General features: G+C 56.5%; 16 protein-coding genes. 7 read left to right on the forward strand and 9 right to left on the reverse strand.

The features are described 5' to 3' along the window. Window positions 1–2: 2 nt before the first annotated feature. Both hisA and hisF read left to right on the forward strand, forming a co-directional pair. On the forward strand, window positions 3–740 hold the full coding sequence (hisA, locus tag ATI45_RS18745) for a 1-(5-phosphoribosyl)-5-[(5-phosphoribosylamino)methylideneamino]imidazole-4-carboxamide isomerase (RefSeq protein ID WP_098421122.1): 738 nt from the start codon (window positions 3–5) through the stop codon (window positions 738–740). A 48-nt stretch (window positions 741–788) separates the two neighbouring features. Then, the gene (hisF, locus tag ATI45_RS18750) at window positions 789–1,562 is read left to right on the forward strand and encodes an imidazole glycerol phosphate synthase subunit HisF (RefSeq protein WP_098421123.1); all 774 of its coding nucleotides are present in this window, start codon (window positions 789–791) and stop codon (window positions 1,560–1,562) included. 12 nt (window positions 1,563–1,574) lie between these two features. Here the strand turns inward: hisF and ATI45_RS18755 are convergent, their stop codons facing one another. The 4 genes from ATI45_RS18755 to gpmM form a co-directional block, all read right to left on the reverse strand. After that, entirely contained in the window at window positions 1,575–2,432 is an 858-nt protein-coding gene (locus ATI45_RS18755) for a divergent polysaccharide deacetylase family protein (protein WP_179888122.1), read from the reverse strand. Between the two features lie 36 nt (window positions 2,433–2,468). Continuing rightward, window positions 2,469–3,872 carry a S41 family peptidase gene (locus ATI45_RS18760; RefSeq protein WP_098421124.1) on the reverse strand — a complete coding sequence of 468 codons (1,404 nt, stop codon included), beginning with the start codon at window positions 3,870–3,872 and terminating at the stop codon, window positions 2,469–2,471. Window positions 3,873–3,950: 78 nt separating this feature from the next. Next, window positions 3,951–5,144 (reverse strand): murein hydrolase activator EnvC family protein, encoded by a 1,194-nt coding sequence (locus ATI45_RS18765; RefSeq protein WP_098421125.1) that lies wholly within the window; start codon window positions 5,142–5,144, stop codon window positions 3,951–3,953. A 20-nt stretch (window positions 5,145–5,164) separates the two neighbouring features. Further along, window positions 5,165–6,712 carry a 2,3-bisphosphoglycerate-independent phosphoglycerate mutase gene (gene gpmM, locus ATI45_RS18770; protein ID WP_098421126.1) on the reverse strand — a complete coding sequence of 516 codons (1,548 nt, stop codon included), beginning with the start codon at window positions 6,710–6,712 and terminating at the stop codon, window positions 5,165–5,167. A 151-nt stretch (window positions 6,713–6,863) separates the two neighbouring features. On the opposite strand from gpmM, the gene ATI45_RS18775 reads away from it, so the two are divergent. Then, the gene (locus tag ATI45_RS18775) at window positions 6,864–7,280 is read left to right on the forward strand and encodes a rhodanese-like domain-containing protein (protein WP_098421127.1); all 417 of its coding nucleotides are present in this window, start codon (window positions 6,864–6,866) and stop codon (window positions 7,278–7,280) included. Between the two features lie 85 nt (window positions 7,281–7,365). Next, window positions 7,366–7,872, forward strand: coding sequence for a protein-export chaperone SecB (gene secB / locus ATI45_RS18780; RefSeq protein WP_098421128.1), 507 nt, complete (start codon window positions 7,366–7,368; stop codon window positions 7,870–7,872). A gap of 45 nt (window positions 7,873–7,917) precedes the next feature. Here secB and trmL read toward each other — a convergent pair whose 3' ends face one another. The 3 genes from trmL to ATI45_RS18795 all read right to left on the reverse strand — a co-directional run bounded on the left by trmL (window position 7,918) and on the right by ATI45_RS18795 (window position 10,827). Then, on the reverse strand, window positions 7,918–8,382 hold the full coding sequence (gene trmL / locus ATI45_RS18785; protein WP_098421129.1) for a tRNA (uridine(34)/cytosine(34)/5-carboxymethylaminomethyluridine(34)-2'-O)-methyltransferase TrmL: 465 nt from the start codon (window positions 8,380–8,382) through the stop codon (window positions 7,918–7,920). Window positions 8,383–8,388: 6 nt separating this feature from the next. Next, the gene (locus ATI45_RS18790) at window positions 8,389–9,567 is read right to left on the reverse strand and encodes an acetyl-CoA C-acetyltransferase (RefSeq protein WP_098421130.1); all 1,179 of its coding nucleotides are present in this window, start codon (window positions 9,565–9,567) and stop codon (window positions 8,389–8,391) included. Between the two features lie 111 nt (window positions 9,568–9,678). Continuing rightward, window positions 9,679–10,827 carry a multifunctional CCA tRNA nucleotidyl transferase/2'3'-cyclic phosphodiesterase/2'nucleotidase/phosphatase gene (locus tag ATI45_RS18795; RefSeq protein ID WP_228706092.1) on the reverse strand — a complete coding sequence of 383 codons (1,149 nt, stop codon included), beginning with the start codon at window positions 10,825–10,827 and terminating at the stop codon, window positions 9,679–9,681. A gap of 214 nt (window positions 10,828–11,041) precedes the next feature. Here ATI45_RS18795 and ATI45_RS22860 point away from each other — a divergent pair, with 214 nt between their 5' ends. The 3 genes from ATI45_RS22860 to ATI45_RS18805 are packed head-to-tail and all read left to right on the forward strand — an operon-like array spanning window position 11,042 to window position 12,818. Continuing rightward, entirely contained in the window at window positions 11,042–11,344 is a 303-nt protein-coding gene (locus tag ATI45_RS22860) for a hypothetical protein (RefSeq protein WP_228736013.1), read from the forward strand. Next, window positions 11,328–11,585 (forward strand): LPP20 family lipoprotein, encoded by a 258-nt coding sequence (locus ATI45_RS22865; protein ID WP_228736014.1) that lies wholly within the window; start codon window positions 11,328–11,330, stop codon window positions 11,583–11,585. The genes ATI45_RS22860 and ATI45_RS22865 overlap by 17 nt, the downstream gene beginning before the upstream one ends. Window positions 11,586–11,588: 3 nt before the next feature. Further along, window positions 11,589–12,818, forward strand: coding sequence for a flagellar assembly protein FlgT (locus tag ATI45_RS18805; protein WP_098421132.1), 1,230 nt, complete (start codon window positions 11,589–11,591; stop codon window positions 12,816–12,818). Window positions 12,819–12,824: 6 nt separating this feature from the next. Here ATI45_RS18805 and ATI45_RS18810 read toward each other — a convergent pair whose 3' ends face one another. Together ATI45_RS18810 and sufT are read right to left on the reverse strand one after the other, a co-directional pair. After that, window positions 12,825–13,283, reverse strand: a complete 459-nt coding sequence (locus ATI45_RS18810) for a SufE family protein (RefSeq protein ID WP_098421133.1) — start codon at window positions 13,281–13,283, stop codon at window positions 12,825–12,827. Further along, window positions 13,283–13,825: a putative Fe-S cluster assembly protein SufT gene (gene sufT / locus ATI45_RS18815; protein WP_098421134.1), complete on the reverse strand. Its 543-nt coding sequence runs from the start codon at window positions 13,823–13,825 to the stop codon at window positions 13,283–13,285. The genes ATI45_RS18810 and sufT overlap by 1 nt, the downstream gene beginning before the upstream one ends. Between the last annotated feature and the right edge of the window lie 9 nt (window positions 13,826–13,834).

The raw sequence follows: 13,834 nt of genomic DNA on the forward strand, positions 1-13,834 counted from the left end.
TTATGCTGATTATCCCCGCTATCGATCTGAAAGACGGTAAATGCGTTCGCCTGCGTCAGGGCCGGATGGACGATTCCACAGTGTTCGGCGGCGATCCGGTTGATATGGCAACCCGCTGGGTAGATGCCGGCGCAAGGCGTCTTCACTTGGTGGATTTGAACGGCGCGTTCGCCGGTGAGCCGGTCAACGGTGAAATTGTGAAGGCTATCGCGCGCAAGTATCCGGACTTACCGATTCAGATTGGTGGTGGTATCCGCTCCGCAGAAATTATTGAAACCTACCTGCAGGCCGGTGTGCAGTGGGTGATCATTGGCACCAAAGCGGTGAAAGAACCAGAATTTGTGACCGAAATGTGCAAACGTTTCCCCGGCCATATTATTGTGGGCCTGGACGCCAAAGACGGCCGCGTGGCCACCGACGGCTGGGCTGAAGTGTCTGAGATTATGGCAACCGATCTGGCCCGGCGTTTTGCGAACGACGGCGTAGACTCCATTGTGTACACCGACATTGCCCGCGACGGCATGATGCAGGGCGTGAACGTAGAAGCCACCGCGGCGCTGGCTAAGGCCTGTGGCATACCGGTGATTGCCTCTGGTGGCGTGACCAATATGGACGACTTGAAGCGCCTGGGCGCTGTGGCCGATCAGGGTATTCTGGGCGCCATTACCGGCCGTGCGATTTACGAAGGTACTCTGGATGTAGCCGAAGCTCAGGCTTACTGCGACAGCCTGAACGCTTGATTTTTGATCTTCTGACACTGTGACTTTCTGACTGAACGGAGCATTTCCATGGCACTGGCCAAGCGCATTATTCCCTGTCTGGATGTAGACAAGGGCAGGGTAGTGAAAGGCGTGAACTTTGTGGATATCCGCGACGCTGGCGACCCGGTGGAAGTAGCTCGCCGTTACAATGAGCAGGGCGCTGATGAGATCACCTTTTTGGATATTACCGCCAGTCACGAAAGCCGTGACACCACTTATGAAACCGTAGAGCGCATGGCGGCAGAGGTGTTTATTCCCTTAACCGTCGGCGGCGGTGTGCGCACGGTGGAAGACATTCGCAAACTGCTGAATGCCGGTGCCGATAAGGTGGCCATCAATACCGCGGCGGTGTTTGATTCCGAATTTGTAAGAACCGCGGCCGAGCGCTTTGGCAGCCAATGTATTGTTGTAGCGATTGATGCCAAGCGGGTGAGCGTCGAGGGCGAAGAGCCCAGGTGGGAGATTTTTACCCACGGTGGCCGCAAGCCAACGGGTTTGGACGCGGTGGAATGGGCGCAAAAGATGGTGGCCTTGGGAGCCGGTGAATTGCTACTAACCAGTATGGACCGCGACGGCACAAAAATTGGCTTTGACCTGGGCCTGACCCGCGCCGTTAGCGATGCGGTAACGGTGCCGGTGATTGCGTCTGGCGGGGTAGGTGGCCTACAGCACCTGGCCGATGGCGTAACCATCGGTGGCGCGGATGCGGTGCTGGCGGCCTCGATATTTCACTTCGGCGAGCACACCATTCCGGAAGCTAAAGCGTTTATGAAAGCCCAGGGAATTGAAGTGAGGGACTAGCCCGCCAGACAATTACAATCGGGCAGCGCTGCTGTCCGATTCTGGTTTTTTCGCATAAGCAGGCACTATGGCCTGCTTTTTCTCGTTTGCAAACATGGTTTTGTTGCTGTTGCGAATAGCCCAGACGCCGCTGATAGTTGCTACGGCAATGCCTTGTTCGTCCAGCAGAGGCAAGTGTTTTTCCAGATAGTCTACGGTGACTTTGTGGGGGTGGGCGATAGCGATGGCCGTGCCCTGTTGCCGCGCACGTTGAATCAACAGTTTGAATTGTCGGTCAACAAACTCTTCGGTTTGTTCGTGGTCCAGAAACACATCGCGGGTAAGGCTGGGAATGCTGTGCGCGCGGGCGACATCGCCGGCTATAGAGCTTGCGATAGTGCGGCTGTCAACGAAGTACAGCGGGTAGCGGCCCAGTTCTGTCATCACCCAGTCCATAGGCTGCAGGCGTTGCGTTAGCAGACTGCCCAGATGGTTATTCACGCCCTGAACGTGGGGCACCGACTGCAAAGCCCGTCGCAATGTGCGGGTAAGGTGGACCTGGTCCATATCTTCGGTCAGGCCGCCGGGCCCCAGGCCGAAATGCTGGGTGTTGGCCATGGGCGCGTGCAGCATGATTTCCTTATTCAGGCTGTGTGACAGTTTGGCCAGTTCTACGGTATGGCGGCGGTAGGGCAGAAACGACAGGGTGATTGGCTGCTCCAGCCGTGCCAGGCGCTCCCCTTCAGTACGGTTGTGGCCCATGTCATCAATGATGATGGCAATGGTGGGTGGCGGCCCGGCCAACACTGCATGGCTGACCATGCTGCTGGCCAGGCCCAGAAGCATGGTCAGCAGCATGCCAGCCGACGTGTTCGACCGCTGCGGATTCACAAACTGAACCTTGGAAAGTGCCTCACGGAAAGCAACTTATTGCTGAGCACTGGACGTGCCGGCGCGGCTGATGATGTTCAGCCCTTTAAGCAGATTCAGCGCTGAGCGCAACTGGTAGTCACGATTCAGAACCGCTTCAGCGGATTCCTTGGTGTTATCACTTACATCCTTAGCGCTCTCATCCTGAGCTGCGTTTTTACGGTTTTCGGCTTCGTTCTTGCCTTCCAGGTGGCCGCTTAAATCAGCTTCTGTAAACATCGGCTGGCTCTCCAGTTCTTTCAGCTCTGCCGGTTTTACTTCGATATCCGGCTTGATGCCGGTGGCCTGAATGGAGCGGCCGTCCGGTGTGTAGTAACGGGCTGTGGTCATTTTTATGGCGTGGGTTTCATCCAGTGGAATCACGGTTTGCACGCTGCCTTTGCCAAATGACTGGGTGCCCATCACTACGGCGCGGCGATGGTCCTGCAAGGCGCCCGCTACGATTTCTGATGCAGACGCGGAACCGCCGTTAATCAGGACCACCATTGGCGTATCGGCCAGTATGTCGCCTTTTGTGGCGCTGAAACGCAGGCGTGAGCTCTGTATGCGTCCTTCGGTGTAGACCACAAGGCCTTCGTTCAGCACAGCGTCTACGGTGTCAACGGCGGCCTGCAGAACGCCGCCCGGGTTGTTGCGTACATCCAGAATTACGCCTTTGAGTGCACCGCCGGCGTCTTTTTTCAGTGCCGTCAGGGCGTCGCGGAACTGGCTGCCGGTTTCGGCCTGGAACTGGGTAATGCGTACATAGCCGTAACCGTCATCCAGCATGCGGGATTTCACGCTGGTGACCTTGATGATGGCGCGCTCTACCGGAATGACCAGCGGCCCTGTTTCGCCGTCGCGAATGATCGTCAGTTGCAGAATACTGCCAGGTTCGCCGCGCATCAGCTCTACCGCGTCTTGCAGAGACATGCCTTTTACCGGTTGCTCACCCAGTTTTATGATCACGTCGCCAGTCCGCACACCGGCCTTTTGCGCCGGAGTGTCGTCTATGGGAGTGATGACCTTAACAAAGCCGTTTTCCATGCCTACTTCGATGCCCAGGCCACCAAAGGCACCGCTGGTGCTTTCTTCCAGGTCTTCGTAATCTTTTGGTGCCAGATAGGCTGAATGCGGGTCTAGCTCTGACAGCATGCCTTTAATGGCGCTTTCAAGCAGTTGGCTGTCAGTGACTTCTTCCACGTAAGCGTCTTTGATGCGACTGAAAACGGCGGTAAATTTACGCAGGTCGTCCAGCGGTAGCTGCTCGCGTTCTGCAGGTATGTCAATGCCCGCGTGAGGATCGGCTATGGTGTTGGTCGGCGTCTGCTGGGCGAAAGCCCAACCGGAAGCGGCAAAACAGGAGGCCATAACAAGGGCCTGCATCGGTAAAGCATGAAGAGTGCGTTGGGCAAGTTTCATTCACTTATCCTGTATTTATGCCGCTAGTTGGCGGGTTGCCGCTAATTCGCCACAGTATGGCGGGAGCGCTGGCGTTTGTCAGCTCTTGCCGGGTTTGGCCGGTTGCCCGGCCAGCCAGCGTGACGGATTATCGGGCTTGCCGTTGTGGCGTATTTCAAAATACAGCGCGGTTTTGTCGGTGCCGCCGGTCTGGCCGGCCTGAGCAATGGCCTCGCCGGCATCTACCCAGTCCCCGGTCGTGGTGTAAAGGCTGCTGGCATGGCCGTATAAAGTCATATAACCATCGCCGTGGTCAATAATGGTTAGTAGCCCAAAGCCACGCAACCAATTGGCGAATACAACACGACCGTAGTGAATGGCGTGGACTTCGGCGCCTGTGTCGGTGTGCATTAGCAGGCCGTTACGGCGTAGTTTGCCTTCGGCATAGGTTTCGCCAAAGCGGCTGGCTACGGTTCCGGCAGCGGGCCAGGGCATTTTTTTGCGCAGTTTCGCAAAGGGCTGGTTGGCATTTGGCGCAGGTATGCTGGTAATGGCCTGTTGCACTTCCTTTAACAGGGCCTCAAGGCGCTTTTGATCGGCGGCCAGTTCGTCGCGTTCGCTGCGGCGCTGGCCGATGTCTGCGTTCAAGCTTGCCAGTGTCTGTTCGCGCTGTTTACGGGTTTGCGCCAGTTTCTGCTGGCGTTGCTCGACATCGGCTTCGGTGGCGGCCAGTCTGGCGCGGGTGTTCTGCATTTGCGCGCGGGTTTGGTTCAGCTCTGCGAGGCTGGCCTGAAAAGCCTGTACCTGGCCGACTGTGTAATTGCCCAGGTATTCGTAATAGGTGAGGGTGCGGGCAATATTATTGGGGTCGGTTTCGTTGAGCAGTACTTTCAAGGCGCTGGCGTCGCCTTCCATCCAAGCCTGGCGCAGCAGTTTCTTCAACTGCTCGCGCTGGCCGTTAAGGATAAGAGTCAACTGCTGTTGCTGGGTTTCCAGTTCTGCCAGCTGTGTTTGCTGGCTGGTGGCCTGCTGCTTCAGGTCGCGAGATTCTCGGGTCAGGTCACTGATGCTGCGTTCCAGACCGGTCAGCTGTTGTTGCAGTTGCGAGCGGTCTTTCTCCGCTTTGGTCAACCACTGATTAATGGCGCCAATCTGCTTTTTCAGCTTTTCAACCTGGGCCGGAGTTACCTGTTGAGAAGCTGCTTGCTGTGCGGCTACCGGGGCTGCGCTGGCAAAAGCCAGCACCAGTAACATGGGTAGCAGCACAGGTAAAACCAGTAGCGCGCGCAACATGGTAGCTTGTCCGTTTACAGTCAACCGATCTCAGCCAGGCTGTGGCCTGTCATTTCGTTGGGCTGAGCCACGCCCATTAGTGCTAGCAGCGTAGGCGCCACATCGCTCAGGGCACCACCGTCGTTCAACATTATCTGTTTTGGGCCGGTGTATACCAGGGGCACAGGGCCAATGGTGTGGGCGGTGTGTACCTGGCCGGATACCGGGTCTTGCATCTGCTCGCAGTTGCCGTGGTCAGCGGTTATCAGGCCTTCGCCACCCACGTCCGCAAGTGCTTCTACAACGCGCTTTACGCAGGCGTCCAGGCATTCGGCCGCTTTGATGGCAGCGTCCAGCTTGCCCGTGTGGCCAACCATGTCGCCGTTGGCGTAGTTGCAGATGACCAGATCGTATTTGCCGCTTTTAATGGCCTCAACCAGTTTGTCTGTGACTTCCGGAGCGCTCATTTCCGGCTTCAGGTCATAGGTGGCAACGTCTGGAGATGGCACCAAAATGCGGTCTTCCCCGGTAAATGGCTCTTCGCGGCCGCCGTTAAAAAAGAAAGTAACGTGGGCGTATTTTTCGGTTTCCGAAATTCGCAGCTGGGTTTTGCCAGCGTTGGCCAGGTATTCGCCCAGGCAGTTAACGAGCTTTGCTGGCGGATAGGCGCAGCTGGCTTTTATATCGGCGGCGTATTCGGTGAGCATGACAAAGTCGGCCAGCTGGGGCACTTTTTTGCGTTTGAAGCCGTCAAAATCAGCGTCAACAAAGGTGCGCGTCAGCTCGCGGGCACGGTCTGCGCGGAAGTTCATAAACAACACGGCGTCGCCATCGTTAATGGTGGCAGTGGTGTCACCTTCGGCCTGAATGCGGGTTGGTTTTACAAACTCGTCATTTTCGTCGCGTTCGTAAGCCTGCTCCAGAGCGGCTACCGCGTCATCGCAGGCGTATTCAGCTTCACCCAGAGCCATCACATTGTAGGCTGCTTCTACGCGGTCCCAGCGGTTGTCGCGGTCCATGGCAAAGTAACGCCCGGTCACGCTTGCAATGCGAGCAACGCCAAGTGCGGCGAGGCTGGCCGTGGCTTCTTCCAATGACGCTTTGGCGCTGCGCGGAGGCATGTCGCGACCATCCAGAATGGCGTGCAGGTAAACGGCTTTAGCGCCGCGGGCTGCGGCTATTTCTGCCGCGGCAAGAATGTGGCTTTCATGGCTGTGGACGCCGCCTGGCGACAGCAGGCCAATCAGGTGAACGGCTTTGCCCTGGCTTACAGCGGCATCGATAGCTTTGCACAGGGCCGGGTTTGTCTGGAAACCGCCGTCTTTCAGGTCTTTGTCGATGCGGGTCAGGTTCTGGTATACAACGCGACCGGCGCCAAGATTCATGTGACCTACTTCGGAATTGCCCATTTGTCCGCTGGGCAGGCCTACAAACATGCCGGAGGTGTTAATCAGCGTTTTCGGGTTGTTTTGCCACAGACTATCCCAGAACGGTGTATTGGCGTTGCTGATGGCATTATCTTCGGCGGGGTCGCGGTGGCCCCAGCCGTCAAGAATGATGAGTGCCGTTGGCGTGCGAGTCGCTGTCATAACGTGCTCCGGTTGTTGGCAGTGTGTTGTTGTTGATAAGAGTGAGACTCAAGATTCTAACCGCTTTCATTTACCCATGCCATGCTGGTTGCCTTCTGCGCAGGGCCGCGGGTGTGTATAATCTTGCCAAATTATTTTGCAGGGTGTTTTCATGGATCGCTTGTTTGAATTTGTTGTTAACCATTACATTCTGGTGTCGGTATTCGTTGCCTTGCTGCTGGCGCTGCTGGCGCTGGAAACCCGCCGCGGTGGCGCTAAAATTTCCGCCCAAGGCGCTGTGAGCCTTATTAACCGGGACGAAGCGGTGGTGGTGGATATCCGTGATCGCAAAGAATTTAACGAAGGGCGCATCACCGGCTCGATGAATATCCCGTTGAGCGCGCTGAAAGGCCGTAGCAGTGAGCTGTCGAAGCACAAAGAAAAGCAGCTGATTGTGGTCGACAAGATGGGGCAGCATTCTGCTATGGCCGTCAAACAGCTGAACACTGATGGTTTTGCTAATGTGGTTCGCCTCAGCGGCGGCATTGCCGACTGGAAGGCCAGTAATTTGCCGCTGGTAAAGAAATAACGAAGGGTTGTGTCGCCGCCCAGCGCTACAGCACGCCGCTTAATTTACGGGCAACCTAGCCCAGACAGATAATAAAGGACTGAACATGGCTGAGAATTCGCAAGCTGCAGCAGGCAATGAAAACCAGAACCAACCACAATTCGCCATGCAGCGCATTTACGTAAAAGATCTTTCTTTCGAATCCCCCAACGCTCCAACGGTGTTTCAGGAGCAGTGGAAGCCGCAGGTCAATCTTGACCTGAACACAGGGCATTCCAAAGTCAGCGATAATCAGTACGAAGTTGTGCTGTCGTTGACAGTAACGGCAAAGATTGAAGAGAAAGTCGCTTATATTGTTGAAATCCAACAGGCCGGCGTTTTTCTGGTAAACGGTGTGGATCCTCAGCAATTGGGCCACATGTTGGGCGCCTACTGCCCGACCATTCTGTTCCCTTACGCCCGCGAAGCCATTGATAACCTGGTAAGCCGTGGTAGCTTCCCGGCACTGATGTTGGCGCCGGTTAACTTCGACGCGATTTATGCCCAGGCGCTTCAGCGCAAGCAAGAAGAAGCGAAGGCTGCAGAAGCCACCAGTGAGCCCAAAACTCACTGACTTTCTGGGCGAGCAAGAAAAACCCGGCTTAAGAGCCGGGTTTTTTTATTCAGAACCGCAAAATTCCAATTGCCGCCAGGCTTCATAAACCACCAGCGCGACGGTATTCGACAGGTTCAGGCTGCGGCTGTGAGCGCACATGGGCACTCTCAGACGGTGGCCATCGGCTAGGGCATCGCGAACCGGTGCGGGCAAGCCGCGGGTTTCCGGCCCGAACATCAGGTAGTCACCGTCCTGGTAACTGACCTCATGATAGTAGTGACTGCCTTTGGTGGTCAGCCCGAACAGCCGTTGCGGCTGCTCGGATTTTAAAAACGCCGGGTAACTTTCGTGTACTTTCACACTGGCGTATTCGCTGTAATCCAGCCCGGCCCGGCGCATCTGTTTGTCTTCCAGAGTAAACCCCAGTGGTTCAATCAGATGCAGCTTACAACCGGTGTTGGCGCAGAGCCGGATAATATTCCCGGTATTTGGAGGAATTTCCGGCTCGTACAGCACGACATTCAGCATATTAGATTAACGCTCAACCGCCAGCGCCACACCCATGCCACCGCCGATGCACAGTGTTGCCAAGCCTTTTTTGGCATCTTGACGCACCATTTCGTGCAACAGGCTGACCAGAATACGGCAGCCGGAGGCGCCGATCGGGTGGCCCATCGCAATAGCGCCGCCGTTCACGTTAACCTTGGCAACGTCCCAACCCATATCGCGGTTGACCGCAATAGCCTGGGCCGCGAAGGCTTCGTTGGCTTCAATCAGGTCCAGATCGCTAACGTCCCAGCCCGCCAATTTCAGGCAGCGCTGGCTGGCCGGAATCGGGCCAGTGCCCATAATAGTGGGGTCTACGCCGGCGCTGGACTGGGCTTTGATGGTGACAAGTACGGTCAAGCCCAGTTCTTTGGCTTTTTCAGCGCTGCACACCATAACGGCGGCTGCGCCATCGTTGATGGTCGAGGAGTTAGCGGCGGTGACTGTGCCGTCTTTTTTGAACGCAGGGCGCAGTTTGGACAGGCCTTCGGCGGTCGTGCCGTCACGCGGGCCTTCGTCTTTAGCGACAATAATCGGGTCGCCTTTACGCTGGGGAATCGAAACCGGCACGATTTCGCCGTCAAAGCGACCGGCTTCTTGTGCTGCTATGGCTTTTTGCTGAGACGCAGCTGCGAATTGATCCTGCTCTTCACGGCTGATGCCGTATTTTTCAACGATATTTTCGGTGGTTATGCCCATGTGGTAGTCGTTGAACGCGTCCCACAGACCGTCATTGACCATGGTGTCTACCAACGCCCAATTGCCCATACGCTGACCATTACGGCTGTTGGGGAGAACGTGGGGCGCCTGGCTCATGCTTTCCTGGCCACCGGCAATGACGATTTCTGCGTCGCCGTTGCGGATAGACTGTACCGCCATGTGAACGGCTTTCAGGCCGGAACCGCAAACCTTATTGATGGTCATAGCCGGCACAGTCGCCGGCAGCCCGGCGTTAATAGCTGCCTGGCGCGCTGGATTCTGGCCGCAGCCCGCGGTGAGCACCTGGCCCATAACAACTTCGCTGACTTGGTCACCGGCAATACCGGTTTCTTCCATCAGCGCTTTAATGACAGCCGTTCCAAGCTGGTCAGCGCGCAGGGTTGATAATCCCCCACCAAAACCGCCAACCGCCGTCCGCTTGGCGGCAACAATGACAACATCACGCATGAGCATTCTCCATTTTTAGCATGCGGGCGACAGATTTGCCGCGCCTAGGTGAAACTGTTCACAGTGTAGCCCTTTGACTGGCGAGCACCAACCGCTTAGTGCGCGACGGATTTAATGCTTTTGTATGACATTGCGGATGGCCTCCAGCCTGCACTGGTCCATAGCCTGACCCAGTTCCGGCCCACGGTAACCTCGGGCTAGTAAGGTTTTGGCTTGCACGCCCGCAGCCGCCTGCGCCGAATCTGCAAGCTGTTGCAGGGCGAGCTGCTGTAAACGCAGGTCGGGGCCGTTTTGAAGAGGCAAGGTAACGCGTAACAGTTGCAGCGCTTCTTGCAGGCGCTCGGGCCGGCGCCAGGCGTCCGCGGCGTTAAGCGCTTCCAGCAGCTGCTCGGGCAGGTCATTTTGGTTGTCAGTGTTGTTCATGCAGGATGAGCCGCGGAGAGTGCCGGCCAGGGTGGCAAGCTCTTGGCAAGCTTTTGGAGCCTTAAGCAAAGCCACTCGGTTACTGGTCTGTGCACTTGAAAGCGGCAGTAACAACGCGGCAACTCGTTGTGCTGTGTTGGCGTCGGGTAAGTTTTGATGTAATTGCTGCAGGGCGTTCAGGGCCTGCTGGCGTACTGGCTGCGCGGCAAATTCCGGCAGTAGTTCAATCAGCGCGCCACAACTGTGCAGCACATCAAAAAACGTCACCGGAGAAGCCTCGTGCAAGGCGCGCTGAAGCTCTTGCCATACCCGCTCAGGCACCAGGTGGCCGACTTCGCCGGCGTCGGTCATGGCCTGCATCAATTGCAGAGTGTCGGGATGGACTTCGAAACCTTCGGGCGCGAAGCGGGCGGCAAAACGTGCGGTGCGCAGAATGCGCAGAGGGTCTTCTGCAAAAGCTTCGGAAACGTGGCGCAACAGACGGTCTTGAAGATCCTGCCGACCGCCGAAAGGGTCAATAATCTCGCCGCTTTCGGCCTGCGCCATGGCATTAACAGTCAGATCACGGCGTTTCAGGTCTTCTTCGAGGGTTACGTCGGGTGCGCTGTACACCGTGAACCCGTGGTAGCCATGGCCTTGCTTGCGCTCGGTGCGCGCCAGCGCGTACTCCTCGTGGGTATGGGGGTGCAGGAACACCGGGAAATCAGCGCCCACCTGGCGAAAACCTTGTGCTAGCAAGGCTTCGGGCGTAGCGCCCACCACCACCCAGTCGCGGTCTTTAACTGGCAGGCCCAGCAGTTGATCGCGCACTGCGCCGCCAACCAGGTAGATGTCCATAAAGGTCCCCATAATATCGAGAAGTTGTGGCGCAGATTAGGCCAGAAGCCGCTGCCACACAAGCCGCTGCCGGTTACGCCGACGCGGCGGTCTTTTGCCGTTTACACTGGGGATATTTAAGCGTTTGCGTAAAAATGCAAGTTGAGTCAGTGTCTTGCATAACCTGGCCCGATTCTTTCATATAACAGCCAAACCGCATTTTCGGAGATTAGTAATGACACTTCGCGTTATATCCGCGTTACTGGTGCTGTTGATGACGACAGCTTGCGCGCCCACGGGACAGCACGGCCGCAACGCAGACGCTAACCGCTTCGCGCCGATTACCCTGCGGGTTAGCGGCTATGGCACCTATGAAGACGCCACAAAAGACCGGTTGGACACGCGCAAGCGCCTGATGGCGCGCAGGGCCTCCCAGCTTGATGCCTATCGCAATCTGGCGGAACGGGTTTACGGTACGGTGGTTTACGGTGGTTTACGGCGGTGCGACGGTGAACGATTTTGTGCTGCAGAACGATGATTTTCGAGCCTACGTTGACAGCTATTTGCGCGGTATGAAAACCGTATCTGTGAACGAACACAGTGACGGCGTTGTGGAAACGGTCGTCGAATTGAAACTGGAGCCACGCTTTCGCCAGTGCGTTGCATGTGTGCCCGACACCCAGGTTGCCCGTTATTGCTCGTTACCCTTACCCCGCGAAAATGACAGTGCCAGCGATGTTCGCAGCGGCAACACCGATTCTCTTTACTACCTGGATTAAGCGATGACTGCTTGCTACCGAAGGTTACAGCAATGTATTTCAATCGCCGCTGCCTGTGCTCTGGCACTGATTTTTGCCAGCCAGCCGCTGCTGGCCGCAGTTGTTGAGGGCGTAGGCCATGCCAGCATTCACAATGGTGATATTGATAGCGCCCGCGCCCTGGCACGGCAGGCGGCTATGCGCGATATGGCACTGCAATACGACGCCCGCATCAGTAACAGCGACACGGTTGAAAATGGTGTACTAATCAGTTCGCGCTTGCGCGTTACCAGCGATGTCAGCGCCCGCAATGTGCAGGTGGTGGATGAGTTTCGCAGCGGCCAGCTGTTGCGGCTGACCCTGCGCGCAGAAATGACCGCCCAGCAAAGCAGTTGCGGTAAAGGTGCGGCGTCCACGTTAAAAAAGCGCGTGGCGATTACCGGGTTTCCATTGTTGTACCCTGACCACGCCCGCGTTGGGCGCCTGGATGATGCTGGTGAAATGCTGCCGCAACAGTTACAGGCCCGTTTGCGTAACGCCGGCAGCGTGCAGGTTCTTTCGGCAACAAGCTTGAGGATGTATGACGATTTGTTGAACGCACCCACAGCCCAGCAGGACGACAATCGGCTGACCAACGTACGCCAGCTGGCGCGGGAGCTGGGTGCTCAGTTTGTGGTCAGCGGGGTTATACGGGATCTGGACGTGGCTGACCCTGCGGCCTGGAATACGTCGGTACTCGGCAAATTGAAGCGTAGCGTGAGAGCAGTAGATCAGAGTCGACGCTTTATTGCGGATATGGTGATTTATGATGGTTTTAGTGGGGCGCCGGTGTACCAGCAGCGCTTCAGTGCCCGCGCGCAATGGAACGCTGGCCCTGGCAGCGCCAAGGGCTTTGCTTCCGCCGGTTTCGAGCAAACCGACTATGGTCAGGCAGTAGCGCAGGTGATGGATGACATGGCCCAATCCGTGACGGATGCGCTGAACTGCCAACCGTTTATGACCCGCATCAGCCGTGTTGACGGTGACCTTGCCACTATTGAATCGGGTGCTACCTCCGGATTGCGGCCGTCAGCAACGCTGCAGGTATACCGAAGTGCACAACACTTTGAAGCTCTGGACGCAACGCCGGAGCTGAGTGAAACCGGCGTCAGCATCACACTCAACAACGTTCACCCGGAATTCGCCTCCGGCAAGCTGTCGGCCCATGGTGGCCAAACCAATATCCAGCAGGACGATATTGCCGTGGTGTGGTAGCGCAGATTATGCGGCTTGTTTAGACGCGACATCACGGATTTTGCTGATCATCGAACGCAGACCGTTTCCGCGAGTCGGGGAAATATGGCGGAATAAATCCAGGCGTTCAAACAGCTCATCAATGTCTATGGCCAGAAGTTCACGGGGTTCGTGATTGTTCAGCGCCACCAGGATGATCGCCGCTAGCCCACGCACAATAATGGCATCAGAATCGATTAGCAGAAACAGCTTGCCGCTGGCTTCATCATAATGATGAGTCAGCCATACCTGGCTCTGGCAGCCGTGCACGTAATTCTGTTCGTTGCGTTCGGAATCCGGAAACGGCGGTAGCTGTTTGCCCAGGTCGATAATGAACGCGTAGCGATCTTCCCAGTCGTCCAAAAGCTCGAAGGCCTCAAACACGTCTTCCATTGTGGTGCTGGTACCCAGCGGATTTTTCGTGAAATCGGTTGCGCTGGTGGTCATTACAACATCCCCAGTTCCAGTTTGGCTTCGTCGGTCAGCATGTCGCTGGTCCAGGGCGGGTCAAAGGTCAGGTCTACCGTGACTTTATCAACGTTGGGCACGTGTTCCAATTTGGTTTTCACATCCTCGGTAATCACCGGGCCCATACCACAACCTGCGGCGGTAAGAGTCATGGTGATGTGAATGTGGTTACCGTGCTCTGGTTCTTGCTCGATGGAGCAGTTGTAGATTAGCCCCAGCTCTACCACGTTGACCGGAATCTCCGGGTCATAACAGTTACGCAGGGCTTCCCACATCTGGTTTTCGTTTACCGTACCGTCTTCCGGAGTATCAAAATTACTGACCAGTGGCTGTTTGCCCAAAGCGTCGGCGTCGTGGCCTTCAATGCGTGCCAAATTGCCATTAACGGCCACTGTAAAGGTTCCGCCCAATGACTGGGTAATGGTTACGAAGGTATCCGAAGGAATCATGATTTCCGTTCCGGAGGGAACCAGGCGGGCTTCCACTTTTCGTTTGGTCAGTACAACTTCCCGTTCTTGCATCTGTTACTC

It is taken from the genome of Marinobacter sp. LV10MA510-1, from assembly GCF_002563885.1.
GTDB lineage: Bacteria > Pseudomonadota > Gammaproteobacteria > Pseudomonadales > Oleiphilaceae > Marinobacter.

Excerpts from the sequence above, each read along its gene's own strand:
- ATI45_RS18805 (WP_098421132.1), top strand. The coding sequence starts at position 11,589 with ATGACTGCTTGCTACCGAAGGTTACAGCAATGTATTTCAATCGCCGCT.
- trmL (WP_098421129.1), bottom strand. The coding sequence starts at position 8,382 with ATGCTGAATGTCGTGCTGTACGAGCCGGAAATTCCTCCAAATACCGGG.
- hisF (WP_098421123.1), top strand. The coding sequence starts at position 789 with ATGGCACTGGCCAAGCGCATTATTCCCTGTCTGGATGTAGACAAGGGC.
- hisA (WP_098421122.1), top strand. The coding sequence starts at position 3 with ATGCTGATTATCCCCGCTATCGATCTGAAAGACGGTAAATGCGTTCGC.
- ATI45_RS18790 (WP_098421130.1), bottom strand. The coding sequence starts at position 9,567 with ATGCGTGATGTTGTCATTGTTGCCGCCAAGCGGACGGCGGTTGGCGGT.
- ATI45_RS18795 (WP_228706092.1), bottom strand. The coding sequence starts at position 10,827 with ATGGACATCTACCTGGTTGGCGGCGCAGTGCGCGATCAACTGCTGGGC.
- sufT (WP_098421134.1), bottom strand. The coding sequence starts at position 13,825 with ATGCAAGAACGGGAAGTTGTACTGACCAAACGAAAAGTGGAAGCCCGC.
- ATI45_RS18765 (WP_098421125.1), bottom strand. The coding sequence starts at position 5,144 with ATGTTGCGCGCGCTACTGGTTTTACCTGTGCTGCTACCCATGTTACTG.
- ATI45_RS18775 (WP_098421127.1), top strand. The coding sequence starts at position 6,864 with ATGGATCGCTTGTTTGAATTTGTTGTTAACCATTACATTCTGGTGTCG.
- gpmM (WP_098421126.1), bottom strand. The coding sequence starts at position 6,712 with ATGACAGCGACTCGCACGCCAACGGCACTCATCATTCTTGACGGCTGG.
- ATI45_RS18760 (WP_098421124.1), bottom strand. The coding sequence starts at position 3,872 with ATGAAACTTGCCCAACGCACTCTTCATGCTTTACCGATGCAGGCCCTT.
- ATI45_RS22860 (WP_228736013.1), top strand. The coding sequence starts at position 11,042 with ATGACACTTCGCGTTATATCCGCGTTACTGGTGCTGTTGATGACGACA.
- ATI45_RS18810 (WP_098421133.1), bottom strand. The coding sequence starts at position 13,283 with ATGACCACCAGCGCAACCGATTTCACGAAAAATCCGCTGGGTACCAGC.
- secB (WP_098421128.1), top strand. The coding sequence starts at position 7,366 with ATGGCTGAGAATTCGCAAGCTGCAGCAGGCAATGAAAACCAGAACCAA.